Annotated in this window: 19 protein-coding genes and 1 pseudogene; 13 read left to right on the top strand and 7 right to left on the bottom strand. The window is 71.5% G+C overall.

The genetic code is table 11. The features are described 5' to 3' along the window. Together ACFY1L_RS44920 and ACFY1L_RS44915 are read right to left on the bottom strand one after the other, a co-directional pair. Positions 1 to 1,329: a MarR family transcriptional regulator gene (locus ACFY1L_RS44920; RefSeq protein WP_388838884.1), complete on the bottom strand. Its 1,329-nt coding sequence runs from the start codon at positions 1,327 to 1,329 to the stop codon at positions 1 to 3. A gap of 36 nt (positions 1,330 to 1,365) precedes the next feature. Beyond that, entirely contained in the window at positions 1,366 to 3,282 is a 1,917-nt protein-coding gene (locus ACFY1L_RS44915) for a glycoside hydrolase family 97 catalytic domain-containing protein (protein WP_388838881.1), read from the bottom strand. A 182-nt stretch (positions 3,283 to 3,464) separates the two neighbouring features. On the opposite strand from ACFY1L_RS44915, the pseudogene ACFY1L_RS44910 reads away from it, so the two are divergent. The 7 genes and pseudogenes from ACFY1L_RS44910 (at position 3,465) to ACFY1L_RS44880 (ending at position 11,433) form a co-directional block, all read left to right on the top strand. Continuing rightward, positions 3,465 to 4,139: pseudogene (locus tag ACFY1L_RS44910) on the top strand (polysaccharide lyase family 7 protein). 106 nt (positions 4,140 to 4,245) lie between these two features. After that, positions 4,246 to 5,559, top strand: a complete 1,314-nt coding sequence (locus ACFY1L_RS44905; RefSeq protein WP_388838878.1) for a CAP domain-containing protein — start codon at positions 4,246 to 4,248, stop codon at positions 5,557 to 5,559. Between the two features lie 64 nt (positions 5,560 to 5,623). Next, positions 5,624 to 6,301: an AIM24 family protein gene (locus ACFY1L_RS44900; RefSeq protein WP_388838875.1), complete on the top strand. Its 678-nt coding sequence runs from the start codon at positions 5,624 to 5,626 to the stop codon at positions 6,299 to 6,301. Positions 6,302 to 6,473: 172 nt separating this feature from the next. Further along, complete coding sequence (locus tag ACFY1L_RS44895; RefSeq protein ID WP_388839079.1) at positions 6,474 to 7,514, top strand: tetratricopeptide repeat protein; 1,041 nt, start codon at positions 6,474 to 6,476, stop codon at positions 7,512 to 7,514. Then, complete coding sequence (locus tag ACFY1L_RS44890; RefSeq protein WP_388838872.1) at positions 7,511 to 8,548, top strand: polyprenyl synthetase family protein; 1,038 nt, start codon at positions 7,511 to 7,513, stop codon at positions 8,546 to 8,548. Before ACFY1L_RS44895 ends, ACFY1L_RS44890 begins: the two co-directional genes overlap by 4 nt. Positions 8,549 to 8,669: 121 nt before the next feature. After that, the gene (locus ACFY1L_RS44885; RefSeq protein ID WP_388838869.1) at positions 8,670 to 9,629 is read left to right on the top strand and encodes a threonine/serine dehydratase; all 960 of its coding nucleotides are present in this window, start codon (positions 8,670 to 8,672) and stop codon (positions 9,627 to 9,629) included. Positions 9,630 to 9,816: 187 nt separating this feature from the next. Continuing rightward, positions 9,817 to 11,433, top strand: a complete 1,617-nt coding sequence (locus tag ACFY1L_RS44880; RefSeq protein ID WP_388838866.1) for a serine/threonine protein kinase — start codon at positions 9,817 to 9,819, stop codon at positions 11,431 to 11,433. Here the strand turns inward: ACFY1L_RS44880 and ACFY1L_RS44875 are convergent. Next, complete coding sequence (locus tag ACFY1L_RS44875; RefSeq protein ID WP_388838863.1) at positions 11,425 to 12,870, bottom strand: serine hydrolase domain-containing protein; 1,446 nt, start codon at positions 12,868 to 12,870, stop codon at positions 11,425 to 11,427. The genes ACFY1L_RS44880 and ACFY1L_RS44875 overlap by 9 nt on opposite strands. Positions 12,871 to 12,954: 84 nt before the next feature. Here ACFY1L_RS44875 and ACFY1L_RS44870 point away from each other — a divergent pair, with 84 nt between their 5' ends. The 3 genes from ACFY1L_RS44870 (at position 12,955) to ACFY1L_RS44860 (ending at position 15,870) form a co-directional block, all read left to right on the top strand. Continuing rightward, a complete protein-coding gene (locus ACFY1L_RS44870; protein ID WP_388838860.1) occupies positions 12,955 to 13,926 on the top strand; it encodes an LLM class F420-dependent oxidoreductase in 972 nt (323 codons plus the stop codon). A 119-nt stretch (positions 13,927 to 14,045) separates the two neighbouring features. Beyond that, a complete protein-coding gene (locus ACFY1L_RS44865) occupies positions 14,046 to 15,062 on the top strand; it encodes a hypothetical protein (RefSeq protein WP_388838858.1) in 1,017 nt (338 codons plus the stop codon). Between the two features lie 97 nt (positions 15,063 to 15,159). Beyond that, positions 15,160 to 15,870 carry a DUF2238 domain-containing protein gene (locus tag ACFY1L_RS44860; RefSeq protein ID WP_388838856.1) on the top strand — a complete coding sequence of 237 codons (711 nt, stop codon included), beginning with the start codon at positions 15,160 to 15,162 and terminating at the stop codon, positions 15,868 to 15,870. Here ACFY1L_RS44860 and ACFY1L_RS44855 read toward each other — a convergent pair. Further along, entirely contained in the window at positions 15,791 to 16,294 is a 504-nt protein-coding gene (locus tag ACFY1L_RS44855; protein ID WP_388838853.1) for a DUF6328 family protein, read from the bottom strand. The two genes, ACFY1L_RS44860 and ACFY1L_RS44855, sit on opposite strands and share 80 nt — an antisense overlap. Before the next feature lie 180 nt (positions 16,295 to 16,474). On the opposite strand from ACFY1L_RS44855, the gene ACFY1L_RS44850 reads away from it, so the two are divergent. Beyond that, positions 16,475 to 16,825, top strand: coding sequence for a hypothetical protein (locus ACFY1L_RS44850; protein WP_388838850.1), 351 nt, complete (start codon positions 16,475 to 16,477; stop codon positions 16,823 to 16,825). Between the two features lie 15 nt (positions 16,826 to 16,840). Here the strand turns inward: ACFY1L_RS44850 and ACFY1L_RS44845 are convergent, their stop codons facing one another. After that, positions 16,841 to 17,824, bottom strand: a complete 984-nt coding sequence (locus tag ACFY1L_RS44845; RefSeq protein WP_388838847.1) for an aldo/keto reductase — start codon at positions 17,822 to 17,824, stop codon at positions 16,841 to 16,843. 136 nt (positions 17,825 to 17,960) lie between these two features. Here ACFY1L_RS44845 and ACFY1L_RS44840 point away from each other — a divergent pair, with 136 nt between their 5' ends. Both ACFY1L_RS44840 and ACFY1L_RS44835 read left to right on the top strand, forming a co-directional pair. Further along, positions 17,961 to 19,694, top strand: coding sequence for a cholesterol oxidase substrate-binding domain-containing protein (locus ACFY1L_RS44840; protein WP_388838844.1), 1,734 nt, complete (start codon positions 17,961 to 17,963; stop codon positions 19,692 to 19,694). Beyond that, entirely contained in the window at positions 19,691 to 19,822 is a 132-nt protein-coding gene (locus tag ACFY1L_RS44835; RefSeq protein ID WP_388838841.1) for a hypothetical protein, read from the top strand. The genes ACFY1L_RS44840 and ACFY1L_RS44835 overlap by 4 nt, the downstream gene beginning before the upstream one ends. On the opposite strand, the gene ACFY1L_RS44830 is transcribed toward ACFY1L_RS44835, so the two are convergent. Continuing rightward, a complete protein-coding gene (locus tag ACFY1L_RS44830) occupies positions 19,791 to 20,402 on the bottom strand; it encodes a TetR family transcriptional regulator (RefSeq protein ID WP_388838838.1) in 612 nt (203 codons plus the stop codon). The genes ACFY1L_RS44835 and ACFY1L_RS44830 overlap by 32 nt on opposite strands. Continuing rightward, positions 20,399 to 21,838: an MFS transporter gene (locus ACFY1L_RS44825; RefSeq protein ID WP_388838835.1), complete on the bottom strand. Its 1,440-nt coding sequence runs from the start codon at positions 21,836 to 21,838 to the stop codon at positions 20,399 to 20,401. Before ACFY1L_RS44825 ends, ACFY1L_RS44830 begins: the two co-directional genes overlap by 4 nt. Positions 21,839 to 22,020 lie beyond the last annotated feature (182 nt).

The following is a 22,020-nucleotide window of genomic DNA, read 5'->3' as shown; positions in this document are numbered from 1 at the left end:
TCAGGCTGTTGGCAAAGGGGTCCCGTTGCCGGATTCGGTGAGTGCCGCGTCGATCGCCAGTCGGTACAGACTTGTCGGCCTCCCCTTCCCATGAGTCGGTGCGCACCCCTCGGCGGTGACCAGACCGTGTGCGTGCAGCTTGCGGACCAGACGGCGGCCGCTGGGGTCGGTGATGGCCATGGCGTCGGCCAACTCGCGTGGTGTGACGGCCCGTCCGGCGAGGTCCTGCTCGATCGCGGCCAGCCTTGACAACGTTGCCGGACTCAGCCCGACGGTCCGCGCGAGCTCGCGCACACGGTCGCCCTGCTCGCTGAAGGACCGGGCCTGCGGCTGTCCTCCCGGCCCCATCGGGCCGATGACCAACCCGCTGTCCTCCATCAGATAGCCGCACGGCCGGTTCTCCGACTCCGCGCGGGCGGCGGCCCGTTCGGCGAGAACCACCGAGGTGCGGGCGGACGGACCGACGCCGAAGCCGGCCGACACCTCCACACCCAGCGCCTCCTGGGCCTGCTGCAGCACCGGCACGACAAGCCAGTTGCGGCTGAGGTTCTCGAACAAGGTCCGGCGCCCGAGCACCACTACGCCGCGTCGGCCACGGTTCTCGATCCACGCGTCCGTGAGCTCGGGCGTGGCCCGCAGCAGATGCAGCAGCCCCATCCGGCTGCGCTCCAAGTCTCCTGAGTTTCCGAGTCTGTTGACGCAGAAGACACCGGCGGCGAATCCGGCTGCACCCGCACGCTCGGACCGGATGCGCAGCACCAGCTCGTGCAGTTCCGAGCGGATGCTGGACGGCGTGGGCGAGCCGTTCAGCACCCGCAGGGTGCCGCGCAGCTGCCGTAGCACCGCTGTCCGTGCGGTGATGACATAGCCGTCGCCGTCCTGGAGCGACCGCCGGTGGAAGGCGCAGATCTCGTCGACGCTCTGGTCGTCGGCGTACGGCAGACAGCCGACCCTGGTCCGGTCGAGATGCACCGCCTCCGTGACCTCGGAGACCACCTCCTGGGCGAAGGTGTCGATGCTGACCGGAACCGGGGGCCAGCCGCGGGCCTGCGCCTGGGACAAGGCCAGGGCCAGGTCGAGGGCGGAGCTGCGGATGACGGCGACGGGTAGGTTGCGGGCGAGGACGTCACGGCAGGCGCGGTACGGCACGGCGCCCACCAGCAGTCCGTCCAGGGCATGGCCGTCGACGAGCCGCCGCACGCGGGGCAGGATCTCCTGCTCATGTCCGTAGGTCACCCACTTCAGGGAGATTCCGGACAGCGGCTCGACTGCCTCCTCGAAGACCCCGCGTCGGCTTGCGTGAACGACGACTCCGATCGAAAGACTCACGGCGTACCACCCGTTCACTGGGGCCTGTCCGGCGGCTCATCGGTAGCAGGTCGTGACCCCCGGCCGCCAGGGGCACGCGATCCCGGCGAAGCCGCCGTTGGCCACTACATCGACGCTCAACTCCTCACCGCCGCGCAGCACTTGCCGGTCCTGGACGAGACCGTCGGCACCGTCCCGGATCGTCTCCACCAGCCACCGTCCCGGACCGAGCGACAGGGGCACCGAGGCCGTACGGGCATCCCCGGCGTACACCCCGCCCAGGAACCAGCGGTCGCCGCTGCGACGGGCGAGTACCGCTTCCTTGCCGGGCTGTCCGGCGAGCAGCCGGGTGTCGTCCCAGGCTGCGGGCACCTGGTCGAAGAAGGCCCGGGCGAGCGGCCGGGCGTCGTACGACTCGGGGGTGCCGGCGAACATCTGCAGGCCCGACTCGTAGGCGACCGTCAGGCCCACCTCGGCGGCGTCCGAGTTGGGGCGCAGGCCCACGCGCTGGAAGGCGCCGGGCGTGAAGTCCATGGAGCCGATCACGTTGCGGGTGAAGGGCAGGGTGGTGAGGTGGGCGGCGGTGTTGGTGCGCTTCTCCTCGCCGCCGACGCCCTCCAGGGTCATGACCTGCGGCCAGGTGCGCTGGATGCCCTTGGGGATCGTCGAGCCGTGGAAGTCGACCATGAGGTGGTGGGCGGCCGTGTCCTTGAGGATGGCGTCGTACCACTGGAGCATGGGCTGCGCCTCGGAGTTCATGAAGTCGATCTTGACGCCCTTGACTCCCCAGCGCTCCAGGGTGGGCAGCCACTGGGCGCGTTCCTCGGGTGTGTCGAGGTCGCGTTGGTGGATCCAGACGATGATCCCGACGCCCTTGGCCCGTGCGTAGTCGGTGAGTTGGGGCATCCAGCTGTTGGTCTGCCAGTCGGGGTCGGTGGTGTCCCACGCGTCGGTCTTGAAGTACCAGCCGGCGTCGACGGCTTCGTAAGGCCAGTGCCGGGCGGCGGCGTAGTCGACGTAGGCCTTCTGCGCGGCGAGGCTCTGGCCTGCCTCCTTGCCGCCGGCGAGCCAGGTCCACAGGACCGTGCCGGGACGGATCCAGGACGTGTCGGCGACCTTGGAGGCGGGGGCGAGGTCGTCGGTGAAGGTGGAGCGGGTGACGGTGGCGAGGTCGCCGGTGACCATGGCCCGCCAGGGCGTGGCGAGGGCGCCGTCGGTGTGGACGCGGTCGTCTGCGAGCTTGATCCGGTAGGTGCCGCTGCCCTGGTCGTGGGCGAGACGGGCGCCGGAGTACCTGCCGGTGAGGTCCGACTCGGCGAGCAGGGTGTAGCCGCCGTCCGTCGCGAAGAGCGCCTGGTCGGAGTACTCACCGGTAGGGGCGCTCGCAGCGGTGTACTGCCCGAACTGGCCCTCGTTGTCGACCCGGTAGGTGCCGAGCCACGCGCTCGCGTCCGGCGGCAGATTGAAGGCGGACGTCTCGCCGAGCACGTCGCCGTGCCCCGCCGGCAGGACGTACCGGTAGGCGACGCCGTCGGCGGAGGCGCGGACGACGAGGTCGAACCGGGCGCCCGCCGCAGTGGCGAACGACAGACGGGTCTCGTTCATGAGGGCCCGGCGTTCCAGCCGTTTGCCGGACTTGGTCCGGTAACGCTCGTCGACCAGGCGGTCCTTGCGGTGCAGTAACCGCAAGTCCTTGGAGAGGTCGGCCTGTTCGGTGACGATGCCGACGGGCGACGGCTCGATGACCGTACGGCCGCCACGGGACACCGACAGGCTGAGCGCGCCCGTGGTGCCGTCGAGGGCGACCTGGGCGCGCGGTGCGCCCGCCGCTGCCGTGCGTCCTGGGCCGGACACCGCCCAGAGCTGCTCGTGGGAATCTGCGGCACGGTCGGCCCGCGCGGGCGCCGTCGTGCACAGTGTGGCCGCGAGTCCGGCGCACAGCGCGGCAACCACGGTTCTGATCGGAACCGCCATGAAGCCCTCCCGTGTTGAAAGCGGAGCCGGGCGATACATCGGGTGTATCGACGAACCTAAGCATGCTTCGTGCACCTGTCAACGACACGGATGCACCCAACTACCTTGACTCCTCCGATGTCTTGGGGTTGCCTGCGTTCGCGCACGATCGCCCTGCACCCCTTCGCCGGAGAGGACACGCGATGAACAGAAGATCCCTCTTACGGGCCGGAGCCGGTCTGCTGACCGGCGGCGCCGCGCTCGCCCTCCCGCCGGTCCCGCTCGCCGTCGCGGCCGCCGACCCGACCGACGGCTGGACGCAGACCTCGTTCACGTACAGCTGGCACAAGCCCTGGAACCTCGACCTCGCCGACCGGCACAGCTACAGCGGCGGTGTCCACCGGATGTGGGTGTACGCCACCGACGAGCCGTTCCAGGAGGGCAGCTCCACCGACCCGCGCACCGAGATGCGCTGGAAGGTCGACTACACCACGGGCGACCACATGTGGGACGCCGACGTCCACCTTCCCTCCGGCACGGACGGCGCCTCCTTCGTGCAGATCCTGCGCGGCGTCCACCCCTCGGGCACCCCCGCCACCGACATCATGCTCAACGTCTACGACACCGGCGGCGGCACCGTGCGGCGCTACGACGGCACGGTGCTGAAGACCGGCGCCTAGGACACCTGGTTCAACGTGAAGATCGCCCACCGGGCGAGCAGCGGGACCGGGACGATCCAGGTCTACTTCGACGACTCCCTGGTCCTGACGGTCGACGACCGGGGCCCCGCCACGCGCTACTTCAAGAACGGCGTGTACGACCACGGTTCCGGCCGCGCGGAGGCCCGCTTCCGCAACATCCGCTACTGGACGCGCTGACCGGACCGCGGACACACCGCCGGCACCCGGGCGGGAACCCCTGTCCGCCGGTGGACGTTTTCCGGTCGACCCCACCGGGGCCGGACGACGACACCAGGGCGGCGGAATGAGCGAGTTGGTCCCCGGGGGCAACATGCCTCTTCCCGGCGGCGCGGTGACCGTCCGGGTGCCCGGCCCCTTCGACGTCTCCGCGCTCGTCACTGATGACGGGGGCAAGGTCCGGGGCGACGCCGACTTCGTGTTCTACAACCAGCCGTCCGCCCCGGGAGTCCGTCTCGACGGCGACGCGCTCACCGTCGACCCGCCGAGTCTGCGCCCCGGTGCCACGCGGGTCACGGTGGTCGCGAGCCCGGCCGAGCCCGGCACCCCCCTGGGCCGCCTCCCCGCCCCCACACTCCATGTCACCGCTCCCGGCGGCCGCTCCCTCGCCCGGTTCGCGCCGCCGCACCCACAGCAGGAGACGGTGCTGCTGCTCGCGGAGATCTACCGGCGGGGCGACGGCTGGAAGCTGCGGGCGCTGGGGCAGGGATACGCGGACGGACTCGCCGGTATCGCGCGGGACTTCGGCGTCGATGTCGCCGACGACGGAGCGGCGACCGCGGCGTCGCCGGCGCTTGGAGCTCCGTCACCGCATCTCGCCCCCTCCCCCGACCCGGACGGCCTCCTCGGTCTGGTCAACTCCGCCCGCGCGGCGGCCGGTTCACCGCCGGTCTCCCTCGACGCACGCCTGGCGACAGCGGCTCGCGCCCACGCCGCCGCCATGGCCGGCGCTGGACGCCTGGGCGTCGAGGGCCGGGACGGAGTCTCCGTCTACCAGCGGATCACGGCGGCCGGATACACGTACGTCACGGTCGGCGAGCATCTGGTCTCCGGCCCCCGCACCCCCGCCGAGTTCGTCGACTACTGCCTGGGCGACGAGCCGGCCCGACGCACCTTGCGGGACCCGGGCTTCACACACGCCGGGCTGGCGTGGGTCGACGGTACGGGCGACACCTACTGGACCGCACTGTGGGCCAGGCCCCTCACCCCCGGCGACCTGGCCCGTACGGCAGCCGAGGTCGCCGACCTCACCAACCGTGAGCGCGGCCGCGCCGGTCTGCGTCCCCTGGCCGCCGACCCCCACCTCACCGCCGCGGCGCAGGCGCACAGCGCGGACATGGTGGCCCGCGCCTTCTACTCCCACACCTCGCCCGAGGGCAGTCAGCCCTGGGACCGGGCGGCCGCGGCCGGCGCGAGACGCCGCTCGATCGGCGAGAACATCGCCTGCGGCCAGCGCTCCCCCGCCGAGGTGGTGGACGGCTGGATGAACAGTCCCGGCCACCGTGCCAACATCCTCAAGGCCGACTTCACCCATATCGGGATCGGCTTCGAGGGCGGCGGCCGGCAAGGCACGTACTGGACGCAGCTGTTCGGCGCCTGACCACCGAGAACCGCCCCACGCAGCGATCTTGGCGGAACGAGATCCTCCGGGACAAGATGCGCGCATGAAGGGTTCCCTCTTTTCCAGTGACCACATGGTCCAGCCGGCCACACAGGCGGGCATGACCGTCGAGAACGCCAAATGCATCAAGTACGCGGTGAACGGCGAGATGCTCGCCCGCCAGGGCGCGATGATCGCCTACCGCGGCAACCTCCAGTTCGAGCGCAAGGGCCAGGGCGTGGGCGGCATGCTCAAGCGCGCGGTCACCGGGGAGGGGCTGCCGCTGATGGCGGTGCGCGGCCAGGGCGAGGCCTGGTTCGCGCACGAGGCGCAGAACTGTTTCGTGGTCGATGTCGACCCCGGCGACGAGTTCACCGTCAACGGCCGCAACGTCCTGTGTTTCGACGCCTCGTTGTCGTACCGGATCGCGACGGTCAAGGGCGCGGGCATCGCCGGCGGCGGCCTGTTCAACAGCGTCTTCACCGGGCAGGGCAGGCTGGGCCTGGTGTGCGAGGGCAATCCGCTGGTCATCCCGGTCTCGCCGCAGTTCCCGGTGTACGTCGACACGGACGCGGTGGTCGGCTGGACGGCCGGTCTGCAGACCTCGCTGCACCGTTCGCAGTCCATAGGCTCGATGCTGCGGGGCGGTTCCGGCGAGGCGGTGCAGCTGATGCTGCAGGGCGACGGGTACGTCGTCGTACGGCCGAGCGAGGCGACCCCGCAGAAGGCGCAGCAGCACTGAGACCTCACGTAGTGATCTGCGCCTCACGGGCAACCTCCGCGGAGCTGATCACGTCTTGACCAATATCAGGTGATGCCCCGGCCCCTGGGCCGGGGCACATTTTTCGACGCTCTATACACGCCATGTATACACAGTGTGTATACATGGCGTGTATATGGAACGAAAGGCATCCATGTACGGCAAGGCATTCGCCCCGGAGTATCAGGGCGCCCTCACCACACTGTCCGTGAACTCCTCGCTCACCGACGTACTGGCCGCCGGTACCAGGGAGTTGAGGGCGGCGGAGCGGGCCGGGCGGCACGGGGAGGTGGCACGTTCCGGGCTCGCGGTCGCCGAGGCGCATCGCCGGCTGGGGCAGGTCGGGGACGCCGACCGGGCGTGGAAGGCGAGCTACCGGGCGGCGCGGGCGGCCGGGGACACGGCGGCGATGGCCTGGGCACTGTGGAGCGGCGGCACCCTGGCCCGGCAGCGGGGCGCCTTCCCACTGGCCTGGCGGCTGCTGAGGCTCGCGGCCGAACTCGGCGAACTGGGCGGCGACGTCGTCGTACGCGGCTACTCGCTGGCGGGCCTCGCCGAGACCGGTCGCATCCAGGGCGACTACGAGGCCGTCGCCCGGCTGCACGAGCAGCTGCTGGCCGAGGCCCGGCGGCGCGGGGAGGCACGGCACACGGTGTGGGCGCTCGAGGGCATCGCACAGATCCACCGCAACACCGGCGAGTACGACACCGCCTACGCGCTGTTCGAGGAGGCGGCCGACATAGCGGCGCGCGCCGAGGACCGGCGCGGCCACGCGTGGGCGCTGCGCGGGCTCGCCGACATCGTCTCCGTGCGGGACGGCGATGTGGAGCGGGCGCTCGCGCTGCTGTCGGAGGCGGAGTCGACGTGCCGTGCGATGAAGTTGTCGAGCGCGCTGGCCTACAACCACAAGATGCGCGGCAACGTCCTGTACCGGGCCGGGCGCCACGCCGAGGCGCGGGAGCTGTACGAACTGGCGCTGACGGAGTTCCGTGCGATGAGCGAGCCGCGCGGGGAGGCGCTCTCCCGGCTCGGGCTGGCCAAGTCGCTGGCCAGGCTGGGCCGCGACCGTGCCGAGACGGCTGCCGAACTCGCATATCTGGCCGATGAGTTGGAACGGATCGGCCTGCGTCATGCACGGGAGATGGTGGCCCGGGCCCAGCAGGAGTTCGGCGTCGAGGCGGAGGTCGTACGGTGACGGCGCTTCCCTCGGTGCTGCAGGCACCGGCCGACGCTCCCCACGTCCTCGCCCGCTGCCGTGAGTTGGTGCGGCCCGCGCTGGTGGAGGCCGTCGGACGGATGCATCCGTGGATGGGTGAGATGGCCGGGTACTCGTTCGGCTGGTGCGAGGTGGGCGGGGCGCCCGCCGTCGCGTCCGGTGGAAAGGGGGTGCGGCAGGCGCTGGCCGTGCTCGGGGCGGAGGCGGCGGGTGCGCCCGGGCGGGCCGGGGTGCCGGCGGCGGTCGCGGTGGAGCTGGTGCACACCTTCTCGCTGCTGCACGACGACATCATGGACGGCGACCCGGCCCGGCGACGCCGCCCCACCGTATGGAAGGCGTACGGCACCGGGCCCGCGGTCCTCGCGGGTGACGCACTGTTCGCACTGGCCGTCGAGACCCTCGCGGCCACGACAGCCGGGCCGCAGGCCGTGCGGGTGCTCTCGGTGGCGCTGGGTGACCTGGTGCGCGGACAGGCCGACGATCTGCTGTTCGCCTCGCGCCCCTGGACGGGACCGCAGCGGGTGCGGCCGGACGAGTACCGGGCGATGGCCGAGCACAAGACGGGCGCGCTGCTGGGCTGCGCGGCGGCACTCGGCGCCCTGCTCGGCGGCGCGGAACCACCGGTGGTCACCGCCCTCGACCGTGCCGGGCGGCACCTGGGGGTCGCCTTCCAGGTCGTCGACGACGTGCTGGGCATCTGGGGCGATCCCGAGGTCACCGGGAAGCCGGTGCACGGTGATCTGCGGGAGCGGAAGAAGACGTTCCCGGTCTTGGCCGCGCTCGGCTCCGAGGCACCCGGGGCGCAGCGGCTCGCCGCGCTGCTGGAGGCGGGCGGGGAGCCCGAGGAGGCGGCCGCGCTGATCGATGAGCTGGGCGGCCGGTCGGCGGCGGTGGCCGAGGCCCGTAGTCACGTCGCCGCCGTGGAGAAGGCCCTGGCTGACGTGGCCTTGGACGGGCGAGCCGCGGACGAGCTGCGATCCCTGCTGGGCTTCCTGGTGCAACGGGACCTCTGAGACGGCGCAGGCCCGCAGCCCCTCCCCCACCCCCAGGCCCGAAACTGTTTGACCTGCGCCGCCTTCCGGGCCAGGGTGCAAGCGGTGCGGAATGTCGCCCCGTGCCGGGAGGATGGGTGTCTTGATCGGGATCTCGGAGATCGAAGCCAAGGCCGAGCGGATCGCCGGGCACGTCGTGCGGACACCTACCGTGCCCAGCCCGGGGCTGTCCGCGCTGCTCGGTGTCCCGGTCACCCTCAAGCTCGAACTGCTGCAGCGCACCGGCTCGTTCAAGGCGCGCGGGGCGACGGCGAAGCTGCTGTCGCTGAGCGAGCGGGAGCGGGCCGCCGGGGTCGTGGCGGTCAGCGGCGGCAATCACGGGATCGCCCTGGCGGTGATGGCCGCTGCCCTCGATGTGAAGGCCACCGTGGTCATGCCGCGGTCGGCGCCCACCCGTTCCGTCGAGCTCGTGGCGGCCACGGGCGCGTCGGTGCGGCTGACCGACGACATGGCCGAGGCGTTCGCGCTGATGAAACCGCTGCAGGAGGAGGGGCTGACGCTGGTGCACCCCTTCGACGACCCCGTCGTGATCGCCGGACAGGGCACCGTCGGTCTGGAGCTCGCCGCCGACGCCGGTGACCTCACCGACGTGGTCGTCAGCATCGGCGGCGGAGGTCTGATCTCCGGCGTCGCGGCGGCATTGCGGGCCCTGCGCCCGGGCGTGCGGGTCTGGGGCGTGGAGACGGAGGGCGCGGAGGCCATGTCCGAGGCGCTGGCGGCGGGCGGTCCGGTGCCGGTCACCCTGTCGTCCATCTCGTCCACGCTCAGCGCGCCGTCCGTGTCGCAGCTGACGTACGACCATGTGTCCGCGCTGGTCGACGAGGTGCTCGTGGTGCCGGACCGGGAGGCGGTGCAGGGCACGCTCGATCTCGCCGACCACGCCAAGGTGTGGTCCGAGCCCGCAGCCGGGTGTCTGCTGCCCGCGGCCCGGCGGGTGCTCGAGCGGGTCGGTGACGGCGCACGGCTCGGGCTGGTGGTGTGCGGGGGCAACGCGACGACCGGCGATGTCATGGCGTGGGCGGAACGCTTCGGGCTGCGCTGAGTTTCTGCCGCCGCCCTCGAATGCCGCGGGGGTTGAATTCCGTTCAGGAATAGGGGACTTCCTGGAATTCGCCCAACGGTGCGTGAACAAATGGCCGCGTCGGCCGTTGATTTGCGGTTCCTTTGAACACATCCCGTCACACCCCTCGTACCTCTGTGAAAGCAGAGAGCCAGGGGTTCAGCGAGGGATGACCATGGTCAAGGCGCATGTCTTCACGCACGAGTTGGTCGCCGGTAGGTACCGGCTCGTGGATGTCGTCCATCGCGAGACGAACCGCGTCTGCTGGTACGGCAAGGACGTCAACGCCCAACGCCCGTATCTCCTCACGCAGATCGACCTCCCGGACGATCCGGACGGTGAGGCCGCGCCCCGGGCGACCGCGCGCATCATCCGCATGTCCGAGACCATGGGGCTGCTCTGCCCGGGGGCGGTGGCGACGGTGGTCGACGCCGTGGAGCAGGACGGCACCCTGTGGATCGTCACCGAGTGGATCGACGGCACGCCGCTGGCCGAACTCATCGCCCAGCAGGGCACGTTCAACTATGTGCGGGCCGCGCGGATCGGGCTGCAGCTGCTCGACGTGCTCGAGGCCGCGCACGGCGAGGGCATCACCCACGGTGAACTCAGCCCGGGCCAGGTGTTCGTACAGGACCGGGGTTCGGTCGTGGTCACCGGCTTCGGCCTGGCCGGCGCGACCCTGGCGCCGCGGCTGAGCGCACCGTCGTACGCCTCCCCGGAGCAGGCCCGCGACGAGCGCATCGGGCCGGCGGCGGACCTGTGGGCGCTGGGCGCGATCCTCTACACGATGGTCGAGGGGCGGCCGCCGTTCCGGGACCGGGACCGGCCCGAGGCCACGCTGAAGGGCGTGGACCGGCTGCCGCTGCGCACGCCGGTGCATGCGGGGCCGATCACCCAGACCGTGCAGGGGCTGCTGCGCAAGAACTACCGGGAGCGGCTGACCCGTCCGGTGGTCCGGGAGGCCCTGAGCCGCGTGCTCACCGAGGATCCCGAGTCGACCATGGAGGCCATGCCCCGGCCCCGGCTGCGCGGTGTCTACACCGCCGCGTGCCATGCGGCTCCCGGCTGGAGCAGACGCACCATGGCGTTCGGGACCGCCCTTGCCGTGGTCACCGTCGCGGTCGCCGTGCTCGCCGCGACCCACCAACTGCCGGGCACGGACAGCGCCGGGACCGACACGGCACCGCAGCCCTCGGCGTCCGTCACAGCCGGCGCGAGCACCGAGGGGCGGACCTCCGCCCCGTCCGCGTCGGCGACGCCCAGCACTTCGCCACCGTCGTCTTCGTCCTCCCCGTCGCCGTCGCCATCGGGCAACGCGCTCCCTGCCGGCTTCCACCGCTACACCGCGCCGGAGGGCTTCTCGATCGCCCTTCCCAAGGGCTGGAAGCGGCAGGGCACCTCGCGGGTGGACGACCTGTCGTACCGCGTCTTCTTCGGCGCGAAGGACGACCCGCGCAGCCTCGCGGTCACCTACAGCAAAGTGGTGGGGTCGGACCCGGTCGCCGTGTGGCGTGACGATGTCGAGCCCGAACTGCAGCAGTACGCCGGGTACCGGCGGATCGGGCAGATCAAGGCGACGACGTACCAGGGCGACAAGGCCGCCGACATGGAGTGGCTGTCCGAGGTCGACGGCAAGCAGGTGCACACCTTCGGCCGCGGCTTCCTCCTCGGCGGCGGCCGCGGCTTCTCGCTGCGCTGGACGACCCCGGCGGCCGACTGGGACGACTCCGCGAACCGGCAGGCCCTCGACACCTTCCTGCGGACGTTCCGGACCTCGTCAGACTGAGACGCGCGGCGCCCGCATGGAGAGCAGCCGCGGGCCGTGCAGCGGGGTCGTGTGCCACCGCGCCGTGAACGTCCGGTCGGGCAGCGAACATGTCACGGTCAGCCGGTGCGGTGTCTCCAGGAACTGGACGTCCACGGCGAGGGTGTCCGTGTCGGTCCAACCGCCGCTCACCGCGACCGGCAACGGCTCCTCGGCAACGGTCCAGCCGTCCTCCCCGATCCGCAGATCCAGCCGATGGCCGTCCTCGGTGAGGCCGAGTAGCCGGCCGTCCGCTGCCGCCGTCACCTCGACCGCGGTCAGCCTCGGCTGGTCCGCGCAGACTCCGCCGTACGGTGTGAACTGCGCACCGGACCAGTCCTGTGGACGCGCCGGCGGTACGGGGCTGCCCGCGGCAGGCGGAAGCGCGAGCCCGGCCAACCGCTCGCGCAGGGCCGTGTCCGCGTCGCTCCGGCCGGGCAACGGGCCGTCCTCGAAGGCCGGGAGCAGGTGTTCCCAGACCAGGTCCAGCAGCTGCTGCATCTCCTCGGTGGCCGCGGTCGTGGCGATCACGGCGTCGTGCTCGGGCAGTACGAGGCAGAACTGTCCGTAGGCGCCGTCGCCGCGGTAGCCGTGCCGGGACTGCCAGAACTTGAAGCCGTAGCCCCGGTCCCAGTCCGACCGGTCCTGATCTCCCATCGCGCCGGCCGTCGGGATGTGCGCGCGGGTGGCCTCGGCGACCCACTCCGGCGACAGCAGCCGTTTCCCCTCCCAGGCTCCTTCGCGCAGGTACAGCTGGCCGAGCCGGGCTATCACGTCCGTCGTGCCGTGCAGCCCGCTGAAGCCGAGCTCACGGCCGGACCGGTCGGCCAGCCAGGCGACCTCGCCCACACCGAGGGGGTCCAGCAGGCGCGGCCGTAGATATCCGGTGAGCGACTGCCCGGTGACCCGCTGCACGATCGCGCCGAGCGTGTACGTGGCGGGCTGGTTGTAGGCGAACACGGTGCCCGGCTCGCGGTCCGGCGGCAGCAGCAGAAAGCCGCGGACCAGGTCCTCGCGGTCGAGCGCGTGCGCCCGGTCGTAGGTCTCGGCGTCGTGTCCGCTCGCCATCGACGCCACGTGCCGCACCCGCATGGCGCGGCTGCGCGGATCGGTGATGTCGGCCTCGAACTCCGGGAAGTAGGAGATCACCGGGTCGTCGAGACCGATCAGCCCCTCGTCCAGCGCGAACCCGGCGGCCGTGGCCGTGAAGCTCTTGCTGACCGAGTACAGCAGGTGGAGGCGGTCGGGTGTGTACGGCGCCCACCAGCCGGAGGCGACGAGGTGCCCGTGCCGCATGATCATCAGGCTGTGCGGCTCGATGTCCGGGGCGGCTTCGAGGGCGTCGAGGAAGGTGTGGACACCGGCGGCGTCCACCCCTTGGGCGGCGAGGGTGGCGGAGGGCAGCGGGCGAGCACTCATGACCGCATCCTCCCCCGGCGATCAACCCTTGATCGAGGCGGGGGCGAGCAGTTTTCCGTGGCTCGCGCAGGGGACTCGGCGGTTATGGTGCAAATCGGATACACGATGATGACCGAGCAGGCCGGCCCCCGTGACCTCGTCGACCATCTGGTGCGGGCCGAGGACGCCGGCTACGACTTCTCGGTGACCTCTGACCACTACTTCCCGTGGCTGCGCTCGCAGGGTCACTCACCGTACGCGTGGAGCGTGCTGGGCGCGGCGGCCCAGGCGACCTCGCGCATCCCCCTCATGACCTACGTGACGTGTCCGACCGTCCGCTACCACCCGGCGGTGGTCGCGCAGAAGGCCGCCACCATGCAGCTGCTGTCCGAGGGCCGGTTCCGGCTGGGTCTCGGCTCCGGGGAGAACCTCAACGAGCATGTGGTGGGCGGCGGTTGGCCCTCGGTCGACGTACGCCACGAGATGCTCGAGGAGGCCGTGGAGATCATTCGCGCACTCTTCGAGGGCGGCCATGTGAACCACCGCGGCACGCACTTCGACGTGGAGTCCGCCCGGCTGTGGGACCTGCCGGACGAGCCGCCGCCCATCGGCATCGCCGTCTCCGGCGAACAGTCCTGCGCGCTCGCCGGCCGGCTCGCCGACCTGGTCGTCGCCACCGAGCCCGAGGAGGGGCTGCTCGCGGCCTTCGACCGGCACGGCGGCGAGGGCAAGCCGCGGGTGGGCCAGCTGCCCGTCTGCCACGACCCCGACCGGGACACCGCCGTGAAGCGCGCGCACGCGCAGTTCCGCTGGTTCGGCGGCGGCTGGAAGGTCAACTCCGAGCTGCCGCACCCGGATTCGTTCGAGTCGGCGACCCAGTACGTCACCCATGACGACGTCGCCGCGTCGATCCCGTGCGGCGACGACCCGGACGACTTCGTCGAGGCCGTACGCCCGTACGCCGAGGCCGGGTTCGGCGAGATCGCACTGGTGCAGATCGGCGGCGAGTCGCAACCGGCGTATCTGGACTGGGCGGAGAAGACGCTGCTGCCCGCGCTGCACGACGCGTTCGGCTGACCGGGAGGCATCCGGCGCCGAGCCCGGCCGAGGATCGCCGACGGATCGGACTCGTGGGTGCGGATAGGCTGCGGTCTGCACTTTTGCAGTCCGACCGGCTTTGCACAGGAGAGTCATCCGTGACCCTAGCGATCGTCCCCTCCGAGACGTCCCCCGCGCCCCTGTCCGACCTCGTCGCGCGGGACGCGCGCGAGTTCGGCGTCTACGCGCGGACCGGAGGGTGGGCCTTCGGCCTGATGGTGGCGCGCAGCGTACGGCCCGGCGGGCAGAGTGCGGAGGAGACGCCGAAGGTGTCCGCGAAGGAGTTCGCGGAGCTGGCCGGGTGCTCCCCCGAGCGCGTCATGCGCTACTACAAGGCCTGGGACCGGGCCGCCGACGACGGCATGGTGCCGCACTTCGAGGCGCTGCAGCCGGGCCAGGAGGTCGAGCTGCCGGACGCCGACGTGTGGCTGAGCTACTACGTCTCCCGCAACAGCGCCACCTCCGAGCGCGGCACCGCCATCGCCGAGGCCGCCGAGGCCGAGGGCATCCGGCCGACGAAGGCGCTGGAGGTCGCCGAGAACCCCACCGCGCTGCGCGCCGCGATCCTCGCCGACCCCTCCACCGCCCGTGCGGCCCGCCAGGCGCTGCTGGACCGGGTCCGTGAAGACCCGGAGCTGCAGGCCGAGTTGGCGCGTGACGTCGTACGTACGGACGACCTGAAGAAGGCCGTCGCGAGCGAGAGCCGGTCCGCCGACCGGATCGGCTATGTGCGCCAGATCGCCGAGACGGGCCAGGTCAAGACGCCCGCGGGCCAGACCATCGACGCGCCCGTCGACCTGCGCCAGGAGGCCGAGCGGCACCTGTCGCTCATCGACGAACTCGAGGAGGACGAGGACACCGGCGACTGGGCGAGCGAGGCCTACGACACCATGAAGTCCCTCGTCGCCGAGACCGTGGAGGCCGACCCCGAGCTGCGCGTGCAGGAGCGGCGGACGAAGTTCTACAGCAGCCTGCAGAAGGCGACCAAGGTGTTCGAGGAGCTGACCTTCGACGATGTGCAGGAGTTCGTCGAGGACGACATGGTGGAGCGCCTGGAGGAGCTCCAGCAGGCCATCGCCTCGTGCCTGACGGCGCTGCGCGGCGCGAAGGGCTGAGCACCGGATACCCGGGCCGGGCTGAGTAGCCGTACTCATGCCCGCCCCCACCCGCTCCACCACGATGGGGGCTCCTGGCCGGCCGAGAGGAGCCCCCATGACCGCCGTTGTGCACCCTGCCGTCCCGCGACGGCACCTGCCCGCCATGGCCGCCGCCGTGGTGGTCGCGGGACTGGCCGTGTCGGCCTGGGGTCCGCGTGAGCGCGGCACCTGGTTCCTGGAGACGGTGTGGGTGCTGGTCGGGCTGCCGCTGGTGGTGCTGGCCTGGCGGCGCTTCCCGCTGACGAACCTGCTGTGCTGTCTGCTGGCGGTGCACGCGCTCGTCCTGGCCGTGGGCGGCCACTACACCTACGCCCAGGTGCCCCTGGGCGACTGGGTGCGGGACACCTGCGGCCTGGCCCGCAATCCCTACGACCGCTTCGGGCACCTCATGCAGGGCTTCGTCCCGGCGGTGCTGGTACGGGAGTTGCTCAGCCGTACCTCGCCGCTGCGCGGCAGCCGCTGGCTGGCCCCGCTGACCGTGTGCGCGTGCCTGGCCTTCAGCGCCGTCTTCGAGATGCTGGAGTGGCTGGCCGCCGTGATCGGCGGGCATTCGGCGGACGCGTTCCTGGCGACGCAGGGCGATGTGTGGGACACGCAGTGGGACATGTTCTGCGCACTGATCGGCGCGACGGTCTCGGTGCTGGTGCTCTCCCGCCTGCACGACCGGCAGCTCGACGCGCTCGGTGTCAGTCGGCCGTATGCCGGTGCCGGGTCCACCACGGCACCACGAACCAACACAGTACGTACCATGCGACCACTCCCGTGACGATCCACGGCACGGCCGCGTTGTGGGTCGCGACCCTAAGGATCAGCAGGAGCGACGAGGTCATGGTGGCGAGGAGGAGCACCAGGCCGACGAAGGTCAGCCGGGAGGCCCATGTGACGGCCTCCGTCTTGACCCGCTGCCCGGAGACCAGGCGGTGCAGGGAGACGGGGCCGATCAGCGCCCCGGTCGCGGCGGCGCCCAGCACCACGGTGACGATGTAGATGGTCTTGTCGGTCTGTTCCAGCGAGTCGTACTTCTGCTGGAACACGACGGTGAGCAGGAAGCCGAACAGGATCTGCACCCCGGTCTGGGCGACCCTGACCTCCTGGATCAGATCGCCCCACTTCCGGTCGGCCCGCTCCTCGTCGGTCTCGTGCCGTCCCCACTCATTGACGTCGTCGGCGTCCCTGTTCGTGTCCGGCAAGGCTCCTCCCGGCTCGATCGCCCGGATGTTCTCTGCGACCCGTGTTCCCGCTTTCGCCATGATTGATCGGCCCTGCGCAAACAGGGCCGCCGTTTGAGCGATCACCGGGCGGTTACACGAAGCGCAGACGCAAGCGACGACCAGCAGGTGTACGACGACCAGCCGAGGAGTCCGTCGATCATGTCCGGCACCGAGCTCACGCTCACACTCAGTGGCGGCACCGCCGCCGACGCACGCGCGGTCGTGCGGGCCCTGGAGCCCGCCTTCGGGGCTCCCGAGGAGGAGCCGCCCGCGGACGACCGCGTCACGGTCCACACCGCGAGGTTCGAGCACGATCCTGCCGACCCGCCGCCCGGGGGCGCGCCGGGCACCGGCGGTCACCTCTCCGGAGCGGTGACCGTGACCGTGCAGGGCAGCCCCCAGGCGGTGGCGAAGGCCCGCGAGAGGCTGGGCCACACGTTCACCGCCCAGGAGCAGGGCTCGGTCTCTGGCGACCAGGAGCAGGAGTGGCAGCTGCTCCTGGAACCGTGAGCGCCCGGCCCGGGTCTACCAGCGGCCTTCGACCTGGTCCTTGATACGACGGTCGTAGAGGTCGCGGATCGCGGTGATCGTCTCTTCGCCGAGCTGGGGGAGCCGGGCGGCGGCCGCGTTGGCGCGGGCCTGTTCGGGTGAGCGGGCGCCGGGGATCACGGTGGTCACGCCGGGCTGCTGGACGATCCAGCGCAGGGCGAGCTGGGCCGGGGTGTATCCCTCGGGCGCGAGCGCGGAGAACTCCGCGGCGGCCTCGACGCCGGTCGTGTAGTCGACGCCGGAGAAGGTCTCGCCGACGTCGAAGGACTCGCCGTGCCGGTTGTAGGTGCGGTGGTCGTTCTCGGGGAAGACCGTGTCCTTGGTGTACTTGCCCGACAGCAGCCCGGAGGCGAGCGGGACGCGGGCGATGATGCCGACGCCGGCCTCCTGCGCGGCCGGGAGGACCTCCCGCAGCGGCTTCATGCGGAACGCGTTGAGGATGATCTGTACGCTCGCCACGCCCGGCCGGGCGATCGCGGTCAGCGCCTCCTCGCAGGTCTCCACGCTGACGCCGTACGCGGCGATGCGCTCCTCCTCGACGAGGGTGTCCAGGGCGTCGAAGACCTCGTCCGTGGAGTAGACGGGCGTGGGCGGGCAGTGCAGCTGGACGAGGTCGATGCGGTCGACGCCGAGGTTGCGCCGCGAACGGTCGTTCCAGGTGCGGAAGTTGTCCAGGACGTAGTTCTGGGGGATCTGCTCGACCCGGCGGCCCATCTTGGTGGCCACCAGCACATGCAGGTCCGGCCGGCCCGCGAGGAACGCCGCGATGGTCTGCTCGCTGCGCCCGTCGCCATAGACGTCGGCGGTGTCGAAGAAGGTCACCCCCGCCTCGGCCGCCGCCTCCAGCACCGCCAGGGCTTCCTTGTCGTCGACGTCTCCCCAGTCGGCGCCCAGTTGCCAGGTCCCGAGACCGACGACGGATGCGTGCTGACCAGACCTACCGAATGTGCGCTCGTCCATGGCGTCAGTCTGTCATCCGTCACGTCCGCTCGCGGAACCGACGGCTCCGGTGCAGAACCTGTGAATCATTCACTCACACGAGTGACGTGTTTCGACAGGATGGCGGCACGTGTCAACCGGCGCCTAGCGTGAGCCCGTGACTGATTGTTCAGCGAGCAACTTCCCGTCCGGGGCACCCGAAGAACCCTCCTGGAGCCGTCGGGGTTTCCTGCTCAGTGCGGCAGCGCTGGCCGCCGTGCCCGTCCTGGTCGCGGCCGATCCGGCGGTCGCGGCGCAGGAGTTACCGGACTTTCCGGCCAACGTCGCGCTGTACCGCTCGGCGTACCGCAACTGGGTCGGCGAGATCACCGCCGACGGACTGTGGGCCTGTGCGCCGGACGGCCCGGACCAGGTGGTCGACGTCGTCAACTGGGCCTGGCGGCACGGCTGGACGGTGCGGGCCCGCGGTTCCGCGCACGGCTGGTCGCCACTGACCATCACCGCGGGCACACCGTCCGACGCGCCCGTCCTGCTCGTCGACACCGCCCCGCACCTCACCGGCCTGTCCCTCGACTCGACGACCGCCGTGCGCGCTGGCACCGGCGTCACCCTGGAGGCCCTGCTCACCTTCCTGGAGGAGCACGGCCTCGGGGTCACCGCCGCGCCCGCCCCCGGCGACCTCACCCTGGGCGGTGCGCTCGCCATCGACGCGCACGGCACCGCCGTACCGGCGAAGGGCGAGCAGCGGCTGCCCGGGCACACATACGGGTCGCTCAGCAATCTGGTCCTGTCGCTGACGGCGGTGGTGTGGGACGAGGCCTCGGGCGCGTACGTCCTGCGGACCTACGACCGCGACGAGGCGGACTGCGCCGCCCTGCTCACCCATCTGGGCCGCTCGCTGGTGACCGAGGTCGTGCTGCGGGTGGGGGCGAACGTCAATCTGCGGTGCGTGAGCCGGACGGACATCCCGGCCGCCGAACTCTTCGCGGCGCCGGGCAGCGACGGGCGTACCCTCGCGAGCTACCTCGAGCAGTCGGGGCGGGTGGAGGCGATCTGGTTCGCGTTCACCGAGTACCCGTGGTTCAAGGTGTGGAGCGTGGCCCCGACCCGGCCGCTCACCTCGCGGCATGTGACATCGCCGTACAACTACCCGTTCTCCGACAACGTTCCGACCGTGGTGGCGGACCTGGTCGGGCGGATGACCTCGGACGCGGCCTGGTATCTGGCTCCGGTTTTGGGCAACGCGCAGTCCGACGCCGCCGCGCTCGGGCTGGTGGCGACGCTGTCCGCCGACATCTGGGGGCCGTCGAAGAACACGCTGCTGTACATCAAGCCGACGACGCTCAGGGTGACCGCGAACGGGTACGCGGTGCTCACCACACGGGCCCAAGTGCAGCGCGTGGTCGCGGAGTTCACGTCCTTCTACCGCGAACGGCTCACCGCGTACGCGGCGCTGGGCCGCTTCCCGGTCAACGGCTCGGTGGAGATCCGGGTGACCGGCCTCGACGACCCGGCCGACGTCGAACTGGACGGCGCCCGCGCCCCGTTGCTGTCGGCGCTGCGGCCCAGCGACGCACATCCCGAGTGGGACACGGCCGTGTGGCTGGACGTCCTGACGCTGCCCGGTACGCCGTACGCGGAGGCGTTCCTGCGGGAGTTGGAACGGTTCCTGCTGCGCACGTACGACGGGGAGCACGCGCTCACCCGCGTCGAGTGGTCCAAGGGCTGGGCCTACACGGACGAGGCGGTCTGGAGCGACGAGGAGGTGCTGAGTTCGGCGGTACCCGCCTCCTTCGGCGAAACCGTGTGGGGCCGCGCGGGCGGAACCCTGGACCGGCTCGACCCGCACCGCGTGTTCGGGAACGCCTTCCTGGACCGGCTGCTGCGATGAGCGAGACACAGCTCGCCGCCGGTGCCGGGCGGCGGCAGGAGGCCGCGGCGGGCGCCGGTCAGTTCCCGTGGCTCGACGATCCCGGGCGGTTCGCGGCTACGGTCGCGGGGTTCCTCCGCCCGGTGTGAGGTGCTCCTGCACCGCGGGCGCGTACCGGTCGACGATCTCCTCCAGCGTGGCGCCCCGCACCTGGGTGCCGCGCGCGATGCCGTACATCACCCCCAGGCCGAGCAGGTTCGCGACGGCCAGTTCCGCGCGCAGACCCGCGTCGGGGCCGGTCAGGCGTGCGGTGAGGCGTTCGGTGACCTGAGTGCGGAAGTTGGCGCGCAGTATGTCGCCCTGTTCACCGTGCAGGGGCGCGAACACGATCCGCAGGAGCGGGTCGGCGCCCTGCCGTGACTGGCTGACCAGGACATGGCGGACCATGTGCCGGCCGAGTTCGTCGAGGGGGACGTCCAGCAGGGCGTCGGCGTCGGACTCGAAGGACATGACGCGGGCGAACAGGGCGTCCTTGTTGCCGAAGTACTTCAGGATCAACGGCGGGCTGACACCGGCGCGTTCGGCGACCGCCTTGAGCGTGATGTCGGCGTGCGCGTGCCTGGCCAGGAGATGGCGGGCCGCCTTGAGGATGGCCGCCTTGGTCGCGTCGGCGTCCCGGCGGGCGGGCGCGGGTGCGGGTGCGGTGGGGGGAGTGCTCACGGCACTCATGCTCCCTCCAAAGCCTCGTCGCGCGCGTCCCGGGTGCGGTCGCCGCCGGCCGGCGTCCCGCCCGCGGCCGGGTCGCCGGGGATGGTCAGAGCCGCGGCGCAGGCCGCCAGGGCGATCGCGCCGGCCATCGCAAAGGCGAGCAGGTACCCGTGCAGGGTGGGCACGGGGGCGCCGCCGACGAGGCTCGTGTGGTGGACGAGCACCGCGGCGACAGCGGCGCTGGAGGTGGCCTGGCCGATCGTGCGCATCAGTACGTTGACGCCGTTGGCGGAGGCGGTCTGCTCGGTGGGGACGGCGCGCAGGATCAGGGTGGGCAGTGCCGAGTAGGCGAGGGTGGTGCCGGTCGCCACCACCGTCGCCCCCAGGATGATCATCCACAGGTCGCGGCTGTCGGCGATGCGCACCGCGTAGCCGCAGGCGATGACCGCGGCCCCGAGCGCGAGCGTGATCCGCGGGCCGCGGGATGCGGAGATCCGGGCCGACAGCGGCGAGAAGAGGAGCATGGTGACACCGCCGGGCAGCAGGCACAGGCCGGTCTCCACGATCGACAGCCCGAGCCCGTACCCGGTGGCCTTCGGCGCCTGCACCAGCTGGGCGGTGACCAGGGAGTTGGCGTAGAAGGCGAAGCCGGTGAGCAGGGCCGCCACGTGGGACAGGCCCACCCGAGGCCGCGAGACCAGCCGCAGGTCGACCAGCGGCCGCTCGGCGCGCAGTTGGTGCCACCACCACACGGCCAGGACGACGACGGCAGCGAGGAACAGACCCACGACCCGCACACTCCCCCACCCCCACTGACCGCCCTGGGAGACCCCCAGCAGGAGACACACCAGTCCGGCGGCCAGCCCCAGGGCCCCCGGCACGTCGAAGCGGCCCGGCTCGCGCACCGGAGACTCCTTGACCGCCCACCACACCGCCGTCACACCCAGTGCCCCGAGGGCGCTGGTCAGCCAGAACATGGTGTGCCAGTCGGCGTACTGCACGACCAGCGCGGCCAGCGGCAGGCCGAGCGCGGCGCCGATGCCGACGGTGGAGCTCATCAGCGCCACCGCGGAGCCCCGGCGCTCGGGCGGCAGCTCGTCCCGCAGGATGCTGATCGACAACGGCACCACGGACGCGGCGGCGCCCTGCAGGGCGCGGGCCACGATGAGCACGACGATGTCGGACGACAGGGCGCACATCACCGAGCCGACGGTCATCAGCGCGAGGGCTGCCGTGAGCACCCTGCGTTTGCCGTACATGTCACCGGCGCGGCCGAGGACCGGGGTGAGCACGGCGCCGGACAGCAGCGTCGCCGTGACCATCCAGGAGACCGTGCCCGCCGAGGAGTTCGTCAGCCGGGGCAGGTCGGGCAGCAGCGGCACGACGACCGTCTGCATGACGGCCATGAGGATGCCACCGAACGCCAGCACCAGGACGGTGAGCCGGCCTCGCTCCATCGGCACTCCAGTGGTTGGTACGGGAAACAATAGGTGAATGACAATTCACCATAGTGGGTGAATGGCAATTCACCCAAAAAATATCCCGCGCACGACGTGACGGCCGTCCTGGATCGTCGATACGGATCACGTCAGTTCTGCGAGGTGAGGCAGGCCACTGGCGACGCGGGCGTCCGCGAAGG

The organism is Streptomyces sp. NPDC001663 (assembly GCF_042893105.1).
Taxonomy (GTDB): Bacteria; Actinomycetota; Actinomycetes; order Streptomycetales; family Streptomycetaceae; genus Streptomyces.
This window is presented reverse-complemented; position numbering and strand designations above follow the sequence as displayed.